Genomic DNA, 19,061 nt, shown 5'->3' on the forward strand with positions numbered 1-19,061 from the left:
GGGAGAACAATATGCATGATTTCGAAACGAAGTTGATGTTTGCGATGTTGTTGCCAGGGATTTTAGTTGTATTTTTTACGCGCGTGACATTTCATCACGTCGTTGGATTAATTTTGACAGTATCTCTCATTGCAGCTTCCGTCTATGCAGGATATACGCATAACTGGATGTTGTATGTGGCGGATGCTGTGTCATTGACAGTAGGTTTTTGGTTTGCATCGCGCATGGTGAAGAATGCGCGACTGAATCAAGCCGAGGAATGAAGAAAAGCGGTTTTCAAAGAGCATATATGCTTTGAAAACCGCTTTTTTGTTACGAATACTAGCTAGTAACTGTTTTAATTGTCTGCGCTGTGGGGAATAGTGAGAGTAAGAGTTAAAATAAACTGTAGACAGCGAGCGTGGCAATTGTACCAATCACGACAAACATTACGTCGAGGCCGATGAACGCTAAAACGAACGCTGTGACAGCACCTATTATGCCAAAGAGAATATCATCTTGGACATGTAAAATAGCCGGGAAAATAAGTGCACCGAGTACTGCATAGGGAATGTTGCGTAATACACCGCTAACAATTGGCGGCAATTCCTTGCCATCGAGAATGGTCAACGGAATCATTCGAGGCACGTATGTGGCGATGGCCATGCCGAGCAACATCCACCAATAAGTAGATCCCATCAGTTTTCCTCCTTTTGTTCAGTAAAGCGTTCAACGTTTTTATTACTCTTTACATATAGAATCTCAACAAAGATAGCGGAAGCGAGCGTCGCGACCAATATCGACCATCCAGTAGACAATAGATGCGTGTAATAGAGCACGCAATGAATGGCTGCTGCGATCACTGCGAGCAACACCACTTTGCGATTGCCTTTCATAGACGGGACGAGCAAGCCGATGAACATTGCATACAGCGCAACAGACATGGCTTGTTGTAGAAATTGCGGTAAGTTGGCCCCAATGACGTGACCTACCGCTGTGAAGATCACCCAACTGCTATAGGCGATCAAAGCAACACCGAATGCGAAGGCGGTCGTGATCTGTCGATTCTGTTGTGTGGCGAGAACGGAAAACGTTTCATCGGTGATGCCAAAAGCATAAATAGCCTTCTTCCATTTAGGTGCGGGTTCCACTTTTTCACTTAGTGCAGCCGTCATGAGGAAGTGCCGGATATTGACGATAAATGTATTCGTCACGATGAGCCACGGAGCAACGCCAGTCGCAAGTAAACTAAGCGCCATATACTGAGCCGCTCCTGCGTAGACGAATAGACTCATTGCAGTTGCTTCCATAATAGAGAGACCGGTCGTTTTAGCGAGCAGTCCGAACGTCAGTGCGACGGGAAAGTAGCCGATAGCAATGCTCAATCCTGCTTTCAGGCCATGAGAAAAGGTTGTATTCACTAGGCAGCCCATCTTTCTTTTACCAATCTAGGAGCTAGTATACTATAATTCAACATATTCTACAGCATTATGACTAAAAATTATGAAAACCAGTGAGGGTGTCAGCGATGAATGAATGGCTAACAATTGATAAAGTGGAAGATTTGGCAGAGGAGTATGAGGCGCTAGGTTTTTTGATGGGATTAATTCCGACGTTTTTGGAAGCATTCCTACCGTTCCTGCCGCTCTTCGTATTCGTCATTGCCAATGCCATCGCGTTCGGTTTTTGGCTAGGCTTTGCACTTTCCTGGGCAGGAACCGTTGCGGGTTCATATGTCGTGTTCTTGCTCGTCCGTAGGTTTGGCGGCAACAAGTTCTTCTCGTTCCTGACGCGTCCTAAAAAAGTACAACAGCTGATTCAATGGGTAGAGCGTAATGGCTTTGGTCCGTTATTTGTCTTAATTTGTTTTCCGTTTACTCCTTCTGCTTTGGTGAATCTCGTGGCGGGCTTGTCGAATATGAATAAGAAGAATTATTTGTTCGTGTTGATGCTTGGTAAGCTCGTGATGATTATGATGATTACGTTTATCGGCTATGATGTGCGAGCGCTCGTTACGCAGCCGATCCGGACGTTGATTATGTTCGTAGTCATTTTCTTGCTTTGGTTGGTTGGGAAATGGTTTGAGCGTAGGCTGACGCGGAAGGTGGAGGACGATTTTAGGAGTTTTTCTAGTGTGCATGGTAATGGTGAAAAAGAATAGAGGTTAACGGTTCCTGTCTCTCTTTTCTTTCGGTACAATGGAAGAAAGAGTGGCAGGATTTTTTCTTTCTGAAATAGAGAGAAGTGATGGAAGTGTGAGGACGCTGTTGATCTGCGTTCCAGGCGGATCAACTACATTGTGGTTTTGGTCATTGTGTTGTGGATAAATCCTTCTTGTAGAAAGTTAAAGTGAATACACAAGATATAGTGTTGGGGCGTAGCTCGACTGGTTGTTGGGCTCTAAAGTTAGTGAGTGTTTGCTTTCTGGACCCACACAGGCACGTGGGGGATTGCCTACAGCCAGGAGCCAGCTGGCGGTGGAGCTGCCAGTTGTCTCCTGGCCACGGCCTACCCCGCAGTTGTGCCTGTGCTACTAAGTGGTAGTTATTTTAGTTGTGGTTCTAATAGTAAAAAATATCAGCTACATCATGATATCTAGTATGTATTGCTTGCGAAAGAAGTCTACGAACTGCCCTAGACTCGACGCAACGAAGGCGCCTGCTGTGGTAGGCGTAGCGAGGAGACAGAGACAGGCGCACTTTCCTGTCTGTGGCTCATCGCGAGAGCCATCCACCAGCGCCGTAGTGATGACTATGAAGTTGCCACTTAGATTGCCAGCTAAACCACAACCTCCTAATTGAACAGGAAAAAGAAAAGCACGTGCAAGAACCACAACCACAACCGAACGCCGCTTATTAGGCATGCTAAATAGAAACGGAATACAAAAGCACTTCGACGATTAAAACAACTAGTCGAACTGCCCTACACCTAATGCAACGAGAGCCATCCACCAGCGCCGAAGTGGGTACAATGAATTTGCCACTTAGATTGCTAGCTAAACCACAACCTCCTAATTGAACAGGAAAAAGAAAAGCAAGTGCAAGAACCACAACTGAACGCCGCTTAATAGGCATGCTAAATAGAAACGGAATACAACAGCACTTCGACGATTAAAACAACTAATTACTTTAAAAACCTTATATAAATCCAACATCCAACGAAAGGGGAGAAAAATATGACACTGCGCTTTATTACAGGTCGTTCCGGAACAGGGAAAACGACTTTTATTGAGCGAGAAATCGCGCAAGAATTGAAAGAACGACCGATGGGGGCGCCTATTATCGTCATCGTACCCGATCAGTTATCTTATTCTATGGAATATAGTCTGTCGGTCAAATCTGGACTGTCTGGCATGATTCGTGCCCAGGTGCTGACATTTAAACGATTGGCATGGCGAGTGTTACAAGAGGTCGGCGGCATCACGCGCGAAGAAGTAGACAGCTTCGGCTATCGCATGCTCGTCCGCAGTGTGCTAGAAGACAATAAAGACTCGTTCAAGCTATTTAAACAAGCGGCTTCGAAGCATGGATTCGCTGAGCAGATTAGTGACATCATGAAGGAATTCAGTAAATATTGTATCGATCAGCAGGCGTTTAGTGAATTGAAAAATTTACTGGCGGATCAGCAAGCTCCTCGGATTTTGCAGGACAAGGCGCATGACTTGCAGTTGTTGCTAGAGAAAATTGAAGAACGTCTTGGCACGACCTATATGGACAGTGAAGGGCAACTCAATGCGCTAGCAGATCAGTTGGCACATTCGGAGTGGCTACAAGATGCGTCGATCTACATAGACGGCTTCGGCGATTTCACGACTCAGGAATATACGATTATTACGCAATTAATGAAATATACGAAACGTGTGACGGTCGTGTTGCCAATGGAGGAAAAAGTGCATAACGGTGAGCATGAATTATTCCATACGGCGCAGCAACAGTACGAAACGCTTCAGCAACTAGCGTACAGTGAGTCTGTCGATCGTGAAGAACGCGTTCATTTGACGGAGTTGCAGCGCTTTTCAAATCCAGAATTGGCCCATTTAGAAGAGCAGTTTGATCACTATCCTCCTGAATCGTTTGAATCGGAAGGGGCGATTCAAATAATTGAAGCGTCGAATCGACGTGCGGAAGTTCATGCAGTGGCACGTTCGATTCGCAGGATGATGCGGGAAGGCAAGCGGTACCGAGGGATGACGGTGTTAAATCGACAACCGGATGTCTATAACGAATTGATTCAGAACATATTTACGCAATATGATATTCCAGTGTTCATTAGCCAGAAGAAACCGATGCTTCATCATCCATTGATCGAATTTGTGCGTTCATTACTTGAGGCAGTGCGTACCGATTGGTCATATGAAGCGGTGTTTAGAGCAGTGAAGACCGATCTGTTTTTCCCTGTCAATGAAAGCAAGCAAGTATGGAGAGAGCGGGCAGACCGCTTGGAAAATTTCGTACTGGCTAAAGGAATTCATGGCAAATCTCGCTGGCAAGATGAAGAGCGTTGGAAGGTCAGTCGCTATAGAGGTTTGGAAAAAGTCCGTACTGTACAGACAGATGAGGAACTCGCGACACAAGCGGAGTTTGCTGAGACGCGCGATATGATTCGCGAGCCGATCGAGCAATTGCAGCAGAAGTTACAGTCTGCACGTACTGGTCGGGATGTAGCGGAAGCGTTGTTTTACACAATAGAGTCTCTTAGTGTCTACGATAAAATTATAGAGTTGCAACAAACGGAACATACAAATAATCGTTTGCAAGCAGCAGCGGAACATGAACAAGCGTGGACGAGTTGGATTAATGTGTTGGATCAGTTTGTCCTGATGTTTGGAGAGAAGCAACTACCGATTGCAGAAGCGATTAAAATATTGGATGAAGGATTCGATACACTTGAATTCAAATTGATTCCGCCTTCGCTTGATCAAGTCACTGTGACAACTATGGAATTATTTAATTCGATGGGTGTCGAAGCAGTGTTTGTACTCGGTGCGAATGAAGGGGTATTACCACTGCGCAATGATCACGAAGGGTTGCTGTCGGACAGTGACCGAGAGTTGTTTAGTGAAATTGGCATTACGCTTGCGCCTACGACAAAGCTTCAGCTCATGCGCGAATCGTATATGGCGTATCGTGCGTTTACCGGAGCGAGTGCGCGTTTAATTGTCAGCTATCCTATTGCGGATGAAGAAGGGAAAGCGTTGATTCCCTCTCTTTATATTCCAAGACTTCAGCAGATTGTATCGAATATTCCTACGGAGATCGCTGTCATGGAGCCAACGGAATTGTCCGAAGTAGAAGACAAGCTTGCCTATATCGAACATCCTGACGTGGCACTATCTTATGCGATTCGTACTATGCGGCAAGCATCAATACAAGAAGAAATTGCGCCTGAATGGCAAGCGGTTCTTGCGTATTATAAAGAAGATCCACTGTGGTCTTCAGTTATAGAGTCAATCGTACAACCAGCATTGAAGCGTCAGAAGACCGAGTTACTGGATACAGATCTGACAACAGGTTTATACGGGTCGTCCTTTACGACGAGTGTCTCGAGAATAGAATCGTATTACAGTTGTCCGTTCCAACATTTCACGACATATGGACTGAATTTGCAAGAGCGTTTTGAATTCCAGCTTGAAGCACCGGATATCGGGGATTTATTCCATGCGGCATTAAAGTGGGTTTCCGATGAAGTTATGCGCCAAGGTTTGTCTTGGGCTGCGTTGACGAAAGAACAGTGCTGGCAGTTAGGCCGTGAAGCGATCGATGCACTCGCGCCGAAGTTCTTCCATCGAATTTTATTGTCGAGTCAACGCTATGCGTATATTCAGCGAAAGTTGATGCAAATCATTCAACGGACGATCCGTGCCCTGCAGTCGCAGGCGCGCAATTCAAGCTTCACGCCAATTGCGATCGAAGCTGGTTTTGGTCCGGATGAAGAAATTGCACCGCTTGAAATCAATCTAAAAAATGGTCAACAGATGCATATTCGAGGGCGAATTGACCGAATTGATACGATGAAAAAAGAAGATCAAACGTATTTGCGGGTAGTCGATTATAAATCGTCGGCACGTGCACTTGATTTGACCGAAGTGTATTACGGCTTATCGTTGCAAATGCTGACGTATTTAGATGTTGCACTTGAGCATGCGGAAGATTGGCTCGGTGTCTACGCAAATCCCGCGGGTGTGTTGTATATGTACGTTCACAATCCGATGCTGCGTTTGACGAAAGAGTTGAACGAAGATGCTGTGGAAAAAGAATTATTGAAATCCTATAAAATGCAAGGTTATATACTGGAAGATGCAGACGTCGCGCTGGCAATGGATGACAACATCGAAAGTGAGTCATTAATTATTCCAGCGCGCTTAAAGAAAGACGGCTCGTTTTATTCGAGTTCAAAAGTCGTACCTCCTGAAGATATTAATATTTTGCGTTCATATGTCCGCAAGAAACATCAGCAGGCAGGGGACGGCATGTTGTCAGGTGATACACGAGTGTATCCGTACCGCCTGAAAGAACATATGCCGTGCACGTTCTGTTCGTATCAGTCGATATGTCAGTTTGATAGCACGGATCCGACACAGCCTACACGAAACTATACAGCCTATAAGCCGGAAGATTCATTAGAAAAGATGAGGAAGGAGATCGATCCAGATGCGAATTCCAGATAAGCCGCCACATGAGACCTTTACGGACGATCAATGGAAAGCCATCCACGCGTCCGGGAAAGATATTCTCGTATCTGCTGCGGCAGGTTCAGGGAAAACAAAAGTCCTCATCACGCGGATGATTGAAAAAGTATTGAACACGGAACAGCCGATAGATGTGGATCAGCTACTCGTTGTGACGTTCACAAATGCAGCAGCGGCCGAAATGCGTCATCGTATGGCTAGTGCGCTCGAGGAAGCGATCGTTCAAGATCCTTCTTCCGTCCATTTGCGCAGACAGTTGAATCTACTTAATAAAGCACAGATTTCTTCCTTGCACTCATTTTGTCTGCAAGTTGTTCGGCAGTATTCGTATGTACTCGATATAGATCCTGGGTTCCGTATTGCCGATGCAACCGAGGCGGCGATTTTACGTGATGACACGATTGCACTTGTTTTAGAAGATGCCTACAGTCAGCCGGATCCCGAAGCGATTTATCGTCTAAGTGATAGTTTCACAGCAGACCGTAATGATCAGGCGATCGAGACGCTGATTGATAAACTCTATGATTATTCGCGTGTACATCCGAATCCATCACAGTGGCTAGAGCTCATTCCGCAACAATATGAAATTGGAGATAACGCGACGATCGACGGCTTATCATTCATCGATTCGCTGAAAGTATCGATCCAACATACGCTTGAAGAAGCGAAAACGGTCACGCGTGATTTACAGCGAGTGGCGGAAATGAATGACGGACCGCTGCCTTTGCTTGAAACTGCGAGAGCTGATGAAGCGTGGATTGATGGAGCACTTGACTATATGCTTCACGGCAAGTGGGAAGATGCCTTTGCATATTTCCAGACGTTGAAGTGGGTCAAGGCAGGTACGATTCGCAAAGATACATGTGACGAAGACTTGGCTGCGCGTGGTAAATCGATGCGTGATCAAGTGAAGAAAATCGTCAATGCATTGAAAGATACGTACTTTACTCGAACGCCTGCACGATTACTAGAAGAAATCCGTTTGATGGCGCCACTTATGCACACGCTAGTCGGTTTGGTAGAAGATTTCACGACGCGTTACCAAGCGATGAAAGAAGAGCGCGGCTTAGTAGACTTCTCGGACCTCGAGCACTATGCGTTACAGATTTTATCCGAAGAAGTAGACGGTGAGCGCGTTCCTTCTGATATTGCGAACGATTACCGAAATCGATTTGCAGAAGTATTGGTGGACGAGTATCAAGATACGAACTTCTTGCAAGAAGCGATATTGCAGTTAGTGAAGAAAGGCGGAGAAACAGACGGCAATTTATTCATGGTAGGGGACGTCAAGCAGTCAATTTACCGATTCCGTCTGGCAGAGCCCGGCTTGTTTTTAGGAAAGTATGATCGGTTTACATCAGGTGTAGGGGATCAAGGATTGAAAATTGACTTGAATGCCAACTTCCGGAGCCGAAAAGAAGTGCTCGATGCAACGAACTTTATTTTTAGTCAGATTATGGGGACACGCGTTGGAGAAATTGAATATGACGATGCGGCTGCGCTAAAGTACGGTGCGCAATATCCCGAAAAAGACGTTTCAGCGGGACTGACAATTTTGTATGAGAATGAAGAAGAGGACATGTCTGAAGAGCAAGAAGCACAGCAAGAGCTGAAGAAATCTCAAGTGGAAGCGCGGTGTATTGCACAGAAGATCAAGGCGTGGAAAGAGGAGCAAGCACAAGTGGCGGATGCATTTAGCGGTAAGCAACGTCCGCTCGAATACAGGGATATTGTCATTCTCATGCGCTCGATGACGTGGTCAAGTGAAATTGCGGATGAACTAAAAGCCGCTGGGATACCCGTTTATGTCTCCTTATCTTCCGGTTATTTTGACGCTATTGAAGTGATGATTATGCTCAATACATTGCGTGTCGTCGATAATCCATATCAAGATATTCCGCTTGTGTCAGTGTTACGTGCGCCATTCGTTGGCATGACTGAAAATGAATTAGCGCAAATTCGTCTCGTCAATCGTAATGCCACGTTTTATGAAGCACTGCAATTATTCATGCAGACAGGTGGTGCAGGAGTGAACCCTGCTACACAGGAAAAACTTCAACGCTTTTTCCTATTACTTGAAGACTGGCGGAATATGGCGCGGCACGGTTCGTTATCGGAATTGATCTGGCAAGTGTATCAAGATACGCATTATTATGAAATGGTTGGAATCTTGCCGAACGGTAAACAGCGTCAAGCCAATCTACGTGCGTTACATGACCGGGCGATGGCTTATGAAAAGACGTCTTTCCGTGGATTGTTCCGTTTCCTGCGCTTTATCGACCGCATGCGTAAACGCGGCGATGATCTCGGAGAAGCACGGTTCATGAGCGAAAAGGAAAACGTCGTGCGGATCATGACCATTCACTCATCAAAAGGGTTGGAGTTCCCGTATGTATTTTTAGCGGGAATGGGACGTCCGTTCAATAAAATGGACTTCCATAATCCGTATTTATTTGATCAGCATTTCGGACTCGCTGTCAAAGCGATCGATCCCGATAAACGTATTATGTTCACGTCACTACCGTTCCTAGCGATCAAAGAGAAAAAGGAGCTAGAGATGCGGGCAGAGGAAATGCGCGTGCTCTACGTAGCGATGACACGTGCTAAAGAGCATTTGGAATTAATAGCTTCCGTTAAAGACATTGAAAAGACGATGAACAAGTGGCAAGAAGCACAGTTGTTGGATGAAAATGAACCACTGCCGGAATACACACGTTCACGGGCGACCGGTTATCTCGACTGGATAGGTCCAGCCGTTGCGCGCCACATGGATTTTGGTAAGTTTGGTAAGACGACTGGTGGAACACTGATGGATGATCCGTCATCATGGGAAGTAAATGCCTATCCGTTTTCTGCTTTCCACAGTACGAATGAAGTGGAGATTGAGGACTGGATACCTGTCGATCAAGAAGCAGCCGTGGAGGATCCGAAGCTGGTAGAAGAAGTGCGAAGTCGTTTTGATGCGTATTATCCGTTTGACTTTGCGGTGGAACTGTCTTCCAAACAATCCGTCAGTGAGTTGAAACGGATTGCGTTGCTGGAGATCGAACGAGGAGATGCCGATCCATTTGAAGAAATGGAACCTGACGTCACAAAACGTATCTCGAACCTTCATTCACGGCCATCATTTCTGCAGAAGCGTTCATTGACGAAAGCAGAAATTGGAACGGCGATGCATACTGTCATGCAGCATCTTGATTTGAAGGCGGAACTTGATCATGCGAGTGCAACGGAATTTGTTAAGCAGCTCGAAAGACGTGAACTGCTGACGAAAGAAGAAGCAGCTGCGATTGATGTTCAGGCGGTTGTGGCATTTTTCCAGACGACACTTGGCAAACGGATGAAGCAAGCCGATCAAGTGTTGCGTGAAACACCGTTCACCTATGCACTTCCTGCTGTTGAAGGAGAGTTCCAGTTGCTACAAGGTATTGCTGACTGTCTGTTCCATGAAGAAGGCGAGTGGGTACTTGTTGATTACAAAACGGATGATATGAGTAAGTTTCATTCCGATCAGGCGATTGCAAAAGAAATGCAAGTCCGTTATGGCACACAGTTGAATTTGTATAAAAACGTACTGGAATCCATTCTTTCGATTGAGATTAAAGAAATGTTGCTCTATTTATTCAGCGAAGCAAAAATTATTAGCTTACAGGAGGAATTCGTTTGAAATTGACTCCTACACCTCTAACCGAACGGGTGGAAGCACTCGATTACTTGAGAGGAATTGCGTTACTCGGGATTTTGATTGCAAATATGCTTCATTTCCATTCGCCGTATGCGTATATGGATCCATATTCGTGGTTTACCGTTCCGCATGAGCAGTCGATGTTTCATTTTATCGATGTGTTTATAGAAGCTAGTTTCTATCCACTATTCGCCATGTTATTTGGCTATGGTGTGAATATGCAGTATGAAAAATCATTGAGGAATGGTACACAGTTTGCGCCATTCATGGCACGACGCATGGGGATTTTACTGGTTTTTGGCGTGTTGCACGCGGTGCTGATCTGGTCAGGTGACATATTGTTCACCTATGCGTTGATGGGATTCATTATGATCGCGGTAATCCGAATTCCGAAGAAGTGGTTGTTGGCACTTTCGCTCGTCATTTATTTTGTGCCAACGCTACTGTTGTACGGTATATTGGCATTGACTCGCAGCAAGACTACTTCGAATATGTTGGATGGGTTCGTTGATACAAGACAGATCGAACTGGCGATTTCATCCTATGGTAACGGCACATTCAGCGAAATTTTCGCTTTCCGTTTGAATGAATTCTTTGTTTTTGAAATCGTCGGTTCAATTACAGCGGTCTTTATCATTTTGCCATTGATCATGTTCGGTGCAGTGTTATCGAAATTCAAGATTATTGAGCGTATGTATGCGTTGAAAGGAAAGTTGCTAGTCGCGATGCTAGTATTTATTCCGATTGGCGTTGTATTAAAGAACATCCCGAGTTGGGACGGTTCGAAATTCGAAAATATCTTACTCGTTCAATCCATATTTGGTGGACCGATTTTGACGCTTGGATATGGGGCATTATTTTTATTACTGTTTCAAATTCCATTTTTAAAGAGTATTACGCAACCTTTTGCAAATGTTGGTAGAATGGCTTTTACGACGTATATTATGCAGTCGGTGATTGCGACGATGGTATTTTATTCATATGGAGTAGGTCTATATGGTAAAGTAGATATAGTGACCGGCACATGGTTGGCAATCGGAATTTTTGCGATTCAGCTCATTGTAGCGCAGGTTTGGTTAACGAAATTCCGAATGGGACCACTTGAAGCTGTGTGGCGGAAGTGGTCTTACGGAAAGAATTTCGTCGTTAAAGAGGAAAAAAAGTAGATTTTGTCGTAACATAGGAATATGTGAATTCACATGGAAAGGGTTGGGTATTGAAATGAAATTATTGTCATTCCGTTACGAAGGACAGACTTTATTCGGACCAAAAGTTAAACGTGAGGAAGCTGTATGGGATTTACTCGCAATGGCTGAAGCGTTGGAACAAACTGATTTCCCGAAAACGATGATTGAAGGCGTTTCCCATGGTATGGATTTTTTAGAGGAAGTTCGTAAATTGGTAGAGAAAACTGAAGCTGAAGGAAACGTAGAGCAGTTTAAGCGTGCGTTTACTGACATCGAATGGTTGTCTCCAATTCCACGCACACCGAAAAACGTGTTATGTGTGGGTAAGAACTATCTTGACCATGCGGAGGAACTTGGATCAAAAGCACCCGAGAAATTGATGTTATTTACCAAATCTCCAACAGCCATCGCAGGGGACGAGCAAACGTTATCGATCCATAGTGAAGTGACGGATTCATTGGATTATGAAGGAGAATTGGCTGTCGTGATCAGCAAGACAGGCAAAAACATTCCAAAGCAACTGGCATATGATTACGTATTTGGTTACACGATTGGTAATGATATTACAGCACGCAATATCCAGACGGAGCACAAACAGTTCTTTTTAGGTAAAAGTTTAGACGATTCTTGTCCGATGGGGCCTTATGTAGTGACAAAAGACGAAATTCCAAACCCGCAAAATTTATCCGTCGTAACAAAAGTGAATGATGAAGTGCGCCAAAACGGCAATACTTCCAATATGATTTTTAAAATTGATGAATTGATCGCTGAAATCTCTAAGTACGTCACATTAGAGCCGGGTGATGTAATCTTAACAGGTACGCCAGCTGGTGTTGGTAAAGGTATGACACCCCCAACGTACTTGAAAAAAGGCGATACAGTAAAAGTATCCATCGAAGGAATCGGAACATTAGTTAACCGTTTCGAATAATACGCAGGTCTATGAAATAAGCAACAGAATAGTCGTAGTTTGAAAGATATGGTAGAATATCAATCGACTATACTAATGATGAGGTGGAAGTAATGGGATTTTTAACTGATACAACCCACATGCATATTTTTACATGGGTAGTAGGTATTGTACTATTTTTAGTAGCAGCAAGTATGGCAAATGGAACAAAAGGAAAAAAGATTACACATATGATTTTACGACTGTTCTACGTCTTGATCATCATCACAGGAGCTGCGTTATTCTTTAAGCATATGACTATTGATTCCATGCTATATGGCATCAAATTTGTCCTAGGTATTTTGACAATTGGATTTATGGAAATGGTTCTTGTTCGTGGAAATAAAGGGAAGAACACGGGGCTTATGTGGATTCTTTTCATCATCGCGTTACTTGCTACGATGTTCATAGGTTTCAAATTACCAATGGGCTTCAACTTTTTCGCATAATAACTACTGACTACTAGAGGAGATGAGCAAATGGCAACACAGGCCGGCTGGATATTTTTGATGGTAATCCTGTTGCTGATCGCGTTGTTTGCGGTCTCCGTTGTAGTTAGTGCGCGTAGACAGCGGGATCCGAATTTCTTTACTGAAAACGATAACGAATGACTATGCGCAAGCAGTGGAGGGTTTTTCCTCCACTGCTTTTTTAAATTGACATGGGCATCATACTTTCACAAGATTGCCGTATTTACAGAACGCGTCAATAGTTTTCATAAGAAAGAATAGCATGGCTTGCTACCGTTTGATAAACTAAAAGAAGAGTTTGTATGAGGAGGATTTACTAAAGTGAAACGAATAATCGGACTACTGGCAACCTGTATGCTTGCCCTATCGATAGCACAACCCGCTTTTGCAGATACCGATCGATCTTTCAGCAATGAAAGTATCTATGATTTACTTGTCGACCGTTTCAATAATGGGATTGAATCTAATGATTTCGATGCCGACGCTAAAAATCCAGCTATTTTTAACGGTGGCGACTTTGCAGGAATCAGCAATCGATTGCAACACTTGATCGATATGCACTTTACGATGATTTCTGTCGGACCGGTTTTTAAAACGGCATCGTATGATGGAAATGAAGTTCTTGATTATCAAGAGATTGAACCGCACTTCGGTACAGCGGAAGAGTTCACCGCGTTAATTGAAGAAATGCATGAGAACGACTTGAAAATCATGGCAGATTTCCCTCTAGTAGGTGAAGTAAGCGATCCTGCTGTACAGCAAGAACTGCTGGAATTCGCTGTACAATTTGTTTCGGATTATGAATTGGACGGGCTTCGTTTAACATTGCTTAATGATGCGGATACGGAGTTCCTGAACGACATGATCAAAGCAGTGAAGGAAGTCAACGTTGGTCTGTACGTAATTACAAATGAACAAAGTGATGCATCATTTGACAGTATGCCGGCTGAAAAACGAAGTGCAGCGATCCAAGAATCATTTGTGCAAGTAGACCCAGATACGTCTTCACTAGATCAGTTTAGCAATGAGGACGCAGGGAAATTACTGCAGTATGATGATTTAACTGGACCACGTTTCACATATAAAATGGTGGAACTTCGTCAATTCCCACCGACACGTTGGAAAGTAGCGACGGTTGCACAATTCATGCTCCCGGGCGTTCCATTAGTTCCATACGCGACAGAAATAGCGGTAAATGGAAAAGAGGCACCGGAAACTCATCCGTTCTTTAACTTTAAGACAGATATGGAGTTACACGAGTGGATTGGGGATCTGAATACTCTTCGTAATGATTCGGAAACGCTTCGTACAGGAGATTTCAAGATCTTGCATAATGAAGATGGCTTTGTTGTGTTTGAGCGTTCTTCTGAAGAGGAGACGTGGATTATTGCGCTCAATAATACGTCGGAAGTGCAGAGCTTTGAGCTGGATCCTTCGGTGATTGGGGAGAAAAAGAAGCTTCGCGGTGTAATAGGTCAGGATTTGATTAAGGAGACGAAGGATAATAAGTATCATGTCGTACTTGAACGTGAGCTAGCGGAAGTTTACATCATTGAAGAGGATAACGGGTTTAATACGCCTTATCTGATTGCTTCTATTATGGTAGTTGTTCTGTTTGTGTTGTTTTTGTATATGGTTATACGGAAGGGCAAGCAGGGACGGACTGAGGAAGTTGTTAGAGAGAAGAAGTAAGATAGATAGGTGGGAACACCGTTGATCGACGTTCTGGGCGGACGCTTATCCATTGGGAGTCGCCGCCCTGCGCTTACGATCAACTAGGCTAGCACATTAATGCGTTAATTCATAAAGAAGAAAACCCAAGATAAGTTCCTAGTCTGGAATTCATCTTGGGTTCTAGACAGTCTGCGGTTTATGCGGGCTGTTTTTTTATTCGCTTTTTGTGTTGTTGAGGAAGAATAGGGCGATGGTTCCGGGGCCGGCGTGGGAGCCGATGACGGAGCCTATTTGGTGAATTTCGATTGCTTTTGGTTGGATGACTTCTTGGATCATTTCTTGGAACTCTTTAGCAGTGGATAGGTCGTCACCGTGGCTGATCGCGATGGTTTGTTCTTGTAGATTGCTGCCGCGTTCTTCCATCATTTCGATCATGCGCCGTAGAACTTTTTTGCGTCCACGGTGTTTTTCAATTGGCACGAGTTTTCCGTCTTCTACGTGAAGTAGCGGTTTGATGTTAAGTAGTCCGCCGAAAAATGCGCTTGCTTTGGATACGCGTCCACCTTTGGCCAAGTAGTCTAGGTCTTCTACTGTGAAAAGGTGTTCCATATGTGTGGCCATTGTGCGAATTTCTTGTTCTATTTCTCGCATGCCGATGCCTTCATTGCGCAAGCGTACGGCTTCTTTTACGAGTAGACCATAGCCAAGTGAAGCGCAGTGTGTATCAATGACTGCCAAGTTCATGGAAGGGTTGTCTTCTTTCACTTGATCACTCGTCATGACCGCCGTTTGGTACGTTCCTGACAGTTGGGACGAGAAGGCGATATAGATGCCGTCTTCACCGGATGCTGCAAGATCTTTCCAAGTTGTCATCATTTGATCGGGTGAAGCTTGGGAAGTTTTTGGTTGCTGTCCTTGACGGATCGCATCGAAAACTTCCTTAGAGTTGATCTCGACGATATCTTCGTATTCTTTGCCGTCTAGAAGAACGCTTAATGGGAATAGTTCAACTTCGTTTTCTGCAAAGAAGTCTAGAGGTAAATCACATGCGCTATCCGCAAAAATCTTCATTTCTTTTCCCCCTTATACGACAATGTTTTTCTGTAAGGATAATCGTTCTTCCAGTATACGTGAAATTCCGTCTTCATTATTCGTGTCCGTTATTTCGTCTGCGATGGATTTTAATCGGTCGATGGCATTCCCCATTGCGACACCTGTACCCGCATAGTCAATCATTTCAAGATCGTTGTCTTCGTCTCCGAAGGCGATAATGCGATCTTTCGGCACATTCATCCATTTCGAAACCGCATCAATGCCTACTGCTTTATTAAGGCCGTGACGCACTATTTCCACAATATTAAATGGAGCCCCCCAACGGCGGTGATCAATGACTTCCGCATGCAAGTCTTCTAGATGCTGTCGAATTGGATCGACTGTTAGAGAATCGGCTTGGATTAACAAGCTAGTTGGTTCGGTTTTTAATGAATTCCGAATATCTCCCGATGTGATGAGTGGGTTGCCAAAGTTTAAAATATCTAAAAAGCGCTCATCATGATAGTGGGCATAGACGTCATCCATCACTTCTGCGACGATATTTTCGACTGAGAAGTTTTGCATGGCATCTACTACTTCATTGACGACTGGCAAGGCAATTGTTTCGTGAATCGTTTGCCATGAACGGTCGGTAGGGTGGTGGACAAAAGCGCCGTTAAAGTTGACGATTGGTGTCGTCAGACCAAGCTGTTGGTAATATATTTCACTAGCGCGGTATGGTCGTCCTGTCGCAATCATAACATGGTGTCCTTGCGAAACAGCTGTGCGAAGTGTCTGTTCTGTTTTGGGTGAAATCACTTTTTCATCCGTTAATAATGTTCCATCTAAGTCTACTACTATTAAATGTGGTTTCAAGAAATCCTCTCCTATTACTGCTTATACTACCAGAGTGTTATGTCTTTACAGTTTATCGTTAACCGTGTAAGTAAGTCAAAAGAATGAGCAATGAGGTGAAGGTTTTGTATTATCTGGTATATGTTGCTATTCTAACATAACAGTAAATGATTGTAGGAAAAGAGGAATCGTCATGATTATTCGTTCAGAAAGATGGCAAGAGATCCCCGTACTTCACATCGTAGAAGAGTCAAAAGAGAAAGAACGCATTCCTGTTGTACTATTTTTTCATGGATTCACTAGTGCAAAAGAACATAATTTACACTACGCATATAATCTAGCTAAACGAGGAATTCGTGTCATCTTACCCGAAGCTAAACTGCATGGTGATCGCTCGGAATCCTTAGATGAATTTCAATTAGCATTAAGTTTTTGGGACATCGTGCTGACTTCTATTAAAGAAGCAGATGTTTTACATGATGAACTTTATGAAAAACAATTGATCGATGATGATACACTAATTGGCATGGGGGGCACTTCAATGGGCGGAATCACGACATTCGGCTGCCTTGCGAATTACGATTGGATCGACGCAGCTTCCGTGATGATGGGTTCACCTGCATTCACGCGCCTAGCCAAAGGACAAATTTCTTACGCAGAGCGTGGCGGTAGGGAAATTCCGGTATCTCAAGAAGAACGCCAGCAACTATTCGCAGCCCTTGACCAAGTGGATCTATCACAAAATCCAGGCAGATTGCATCATCGTCCACTTTTCATTTGGCACGGGGAACAAGATACGATGGTGCCGTTTGAGTTTACGAAAGAATTTTACGAAGAAATTCAAGAGGATTACGAAGACGAGCCGGAGCTATTGAAATGGATGCCAGATGAAAATGCCGGGCACACTGTTTCACGTCCAGGAATGCTTGCAGCAGTCGATTGGCTTGCACTGCATTTGCGTGCAAGGTAGTATGTTGGTAAGATAAGATTACTACACAGCAGAGAGGAGCATTTCGATGAACACAGAAGAAGAGATCAAGCAGTATTTATTTGGTGCGTTGGAAAACGTCATCGACCCTGAATTGGGTATTGATATCGTCAATCTTGGATTGGTGTACAATGCAGAGTTGCTTGACGAAGGAGTCGCGAAAGTTACGATGACGCTGACGTCAATGGGTTGCCCAATGGGTCCACAGATTGTAGCGAATATTGAGCAAGAGCTAATGGAACTCCCAGAGGTGAAGGATACAGTGGTAGATATCATTTGGAATCCACCATGGTCCCGCGATAACATGTCACGCTATGCCAAGATTGCACTAGGCGTACGTTAATAGATCATACCAACCACACCGTTTTAAAATGGTGTGGTTTTTTTAATCGAAAGGGTAGGCTGCCGGGCTGTTGGGGTAGGGATTGGCGCTTCGGAGGGGACGCTTTCCTGAGGGTTCGCGGTGAGCCAACCAGGTCGCAAGCTCCCTTTTGGTTGTCTCACCTGTCGAACTGATCCTCTAGGAGTCGCCCCTCCTACGCGCCAATCCCTTACAGTCTGAGTGGACGACACTTTCTGTTATCCAGTGAACTCTGGCTTGTAATCTTGTTATAACTTGAACTAGTGAAACTACTGCAATAATTCACTTTCTATCCACAGTGTGTAATCTAGTTGTCTTAACTTTGTATCTAGGATTGCAACGGAAGCTGGTGGCGACTCCTGGAGGATCAGCGTGAGTTCGAGACCCTGGACAGGTGCCTTAATTTCTGCAAAGTGCACAGAAATACGGCAAAGCGAACCCTTCGCTGTTCGCTTGGCTCGGGCCACGCCCTCAGGAAAGCGTCCACCAGCTGGAGTTGCAATCCCATTACGGACGTCCTGTAATTATCCTTAGCAAATACTTGTAACTTTTATGACAATATATAGATTAAAAAAGGAAATGCAAGATTTTGTCGAATAGGAATTAGGGTAGCGTCAAACAGAATGTACTAGGGGGAATGGGAAATGTCAGTTAAAACAGCAGACCTTTGCGATGACTTCATCGACGAACTGCAAGTATGTACAGTGGAATTCAAATCTTACGGAAAGCATAAGAGATTCTCGGGGCCGATCTCGACAGTGAAAGTCTTTGAAGACAACGTACTAGTCAAGGAAGCGCTTCAAACGATTCCTGAAGGCCATGTATTGGTTGTAGACGGTGGGGGGTCAAAGCGCTGCGCACTTATGGGGGACATGCTCGGTGAAATTGCACAGGATCGTAAACTTGCAGGCGTTATTATCTATGGCTGCGCGCGCGACACAGCGGATCTTGGTACACAGGAAATTGGTGTCATGGCGATCGGTAGCATGCCGGTCAAGAGTATCAAACGTGGTGAAGGGCAGAAAGACGAAGTTCTGCGCTTCGGAAACGTTGAATGGACACCAGGTCACTATGTCTACGCAGACGAAGACGGGGTAGTCGTTGCGCCACGCCAACTAGTGTAATACACGTCGCTCGCATACTTGCGGGCGACTTTTTATGTTTGAAAATAGTTGGCTAATTCGAGTGTTAAT

At 44.5% G+C, this 19,061-nt stretch carries 16 protein-coding genes; 12 read left to right on the forward strand and 4 right to left on the reverse strand.

The window, feature by feature from the left end; genetic code table 11:
- The first annotated feature begins 11 nt into the window (after positions 1-11).
- The gene (locus CSV80_RS12575; RefSeq protein ID WP_029052497.1) at positions 12-263 is read left to right on the forward strand and encodes a CsbA family protein; all 252 of its coding nucleotides are present in this window, start codon (positions 12-14) and stop codon (positions 261-263) included.
- Between the two features lie 112 nt (positions 264-375).
- On the opposite strand, the gene CSV80_RS12580 is transcribed toward CSV80_RS12575, so the two are convergent.
- Together CSV80_RS12580 and CSV80_RS12585 are read right to left on the reverse strand one after the other, a co-directional pair.
- Positions 376-678, reverse strand: coding sequence for an AzlD domain-containing protein (locus CSV80_RS12580; RefSeq protein ID WP_099671624.1), 303 nt, complete (start codon positions 676-678; stop codon positions 376-378).
- Positions 678-1,400 carry an AzlC family ABC transporter permease gene (locus CSV80_RS12585; protein ID WP_233201619.1) on the reverse strand — a complete coding sequence of 241 codons (723 nt, stop codon included), beginning with the start codon at positions 1,398-1,400 and terminating at the stop codon, positions 678-680. Before CSV80_RS12585 ends, CSV80_RS12580 begins: the two co-directional genes overlap by 1 nt.
- Positions 1,401-1,507: 107 nt before the next feature.
- Between CSV80_RS12585 and CSV80_RS12590 the strand changes: the two genes are divergently transcribed.
- The 8 genes from CSV80_RS12590 to CSV80_RS12625 all read left to right on the forward strand — a co-directional run bounded on the left by CSV80_RS12590 (position 1,508) and on the right by CSV80_RS12625 (position 14,650).
- Entirely contained in the window at positions 1,508-2,140 is a 633-nt protein-coding gene (locus tag CSV80_RS12590; protein ID WP_099671626.1) for a TVP38/TMEM64 family protein, read from the forward strand.
- Positions 2,141-3,154: 1,014 nt separating this feature from the next.
- Positions 3,155-6,646 (forward strand): helicase-exonuclease AddAB subunit AddB, encoded by a 3,492-nt coding sequence (gene addB / locus CSV80_RS12600; protein ID WP_099671628.1) that lies wholly within the window; start codon positions 3,155-3,157, stop codon positions 6,644-6,646.
- Complete coding sequence (gene addA, locus CSV80_RS12605; protein ID WP_099671629.1) at positions 6,630-10,334, forward strand: helicase-exonuclease AddAB subunit AddA; 3,705 nt, start codon at positions 6,630-6,632, stop codon at positions 10,332-10,334. Before addB ends, addA begins: the two co-directional genes overlap by 17 nt.
- Positions 10,331-11,518, forward strand: coding sequence for a DUF418 domain-containing protein (locus tag CSV80_RS12610; protein ID WP_099671630.1), 1,188 nt, complete (start codon positions 10,331-10,333; stop codon positions 11,516-11,518). The genes addA and CSV80_RS12610 overlap by 4 nt, the downstream gene beginning before the upstream one ends.
- A 55-nt stretch (positions 11,519-11,573) precedes the next feature.
- Complete coding sequence (locus CSV80_RS12615) at positions 11,574-12,470, forward strand: fumarylacetoacetate hydrolase family protein (RefSeq protein WP_099671631.1); 897 nt, start codon at positions 11,574-11,576, stop codon at positions 12,468-12,470.
- 92 nt (positions 12,471-12,562) lie between these two features.
- On the forward strand, positions 12,563-12,937 hold the full coding sequence (locus tag CSV80_RS12620) for a YisL family protein (protein ID WP_029052488.1): 375 nt from the start codon (positions 12,563-12,565) through the stop codon (positions 12,935-12,937).
- A gap of 30 nt (positions 12,938-12,967) precedes the next feature.
- Positions 12,968-13,099: a resistance to Congo red protein gene (locus CSV80_RS17890; protein ID WP_233201620.1), complete on the forward strand. Its 132-nt coding sequence runs from the start codon at positions 12,968-12,970 to the stop codon at positions 13,097-13,099.
- 180 nt (positions 13,100-13,279) lie between these two features.
- Positions 13,280-14,650 (forward strand): alpha-amylase family glycosyl hydrolase, encoded by a 1,371-nt coding sequence (locus tag CSV80_RS12625; RefSeq protein ID WP_099671632.1) that lies wholly within the window; start codon positions 13,280-13,282, stop codon positions 14,648-14,650.
- A gap of 195 nt (positions 14,651-14,845) precedes the next feature.
- Here the strand turns inward: CSV80_RS12625 and CSV80_RS12630 are convergent, their stop codons facing one another.
- Both CSV80_RS12630 and CSV80_RS12635 read right to left on the reverse strand, forming a co-directional pair.
- Positions 14,846-15,703, reverse strand: a complete 858-nt coding sequence (locus tag CSV80_RS12630; protein WP_099671633.1) for a DegV family protein — start codon at positions 15,701-15,703, stop codon at positions 14,846-14,848.
- Positions 15,704-15,715: 12 nt separating this feature from the next.
- A complete protein-coding gene (locus CSV80_RS12635) occupies positions 15,716-16,540 on the reverse strand; it encodes a Cof-type HAD-IIB family hydrolase (RefSeq protein WP_099671634.1) in 825 nt (274 codons plus the stop codon).
- Positions 16,541-16,712: 172 nt separating this feature from the next.
- Between CSV80_RS12635 and CSV80_RS12640 the strand changes: the two genes are divergently transcribed.
- From CSV80_RS12640 to rraA, 3 genes are all read left to right on the forward strand, one after another.
- Positions 16,713-17,489: a prolyl oligopeptidase family serine peptidase gene (locus CSV80_RS12640; RefSeq protein ID WP_099671635.1), complete on the forward strand. Its 777-nt coding sequence runs from the start codon at positions 16,713-16,715 to the stop codon at positions 17,487-17,489.
- A gap of 46 nt (positions 17,490-17,535) precedes the next feature.
- On the forward strand, positions 17,536-17,850 hold the full coding sequence (locus CSV80_RS12645) for a metal-sulfur cluster assembly factor (protein ID WP_029052483.1): 315 nt from the start codon (positions 17,536-17,538) through the stop codon (positions 17,848-17,850).
- A 662-nt stretch (positions 17,851-18,512) separates the two neighbouring features.
- Positions 18,513-18,992: a ribonuclease E activity regulator RraA gene (gene rraA, locus CSV80_RS12650; protein WP_029052482.1), complete on the forward strand. Its 480-nt coding sequence runs from the start codon at positions 18,513-18,515 to the stop codon at positions 18,990-18,992.
- The last annotated feature ends 69 nt before the right edge of the window (positions 18,993-19,061 follow it).

This window comes from Sporosarcina sp. P12(2017) (assembly GCF_002743035.1).
Taxonomy (GTDB): Bacteria; Bacillota; Bacilli; order Bacillales_A; family Planococcaceae; genus Sporosarcina; species Sporosarcina ureae.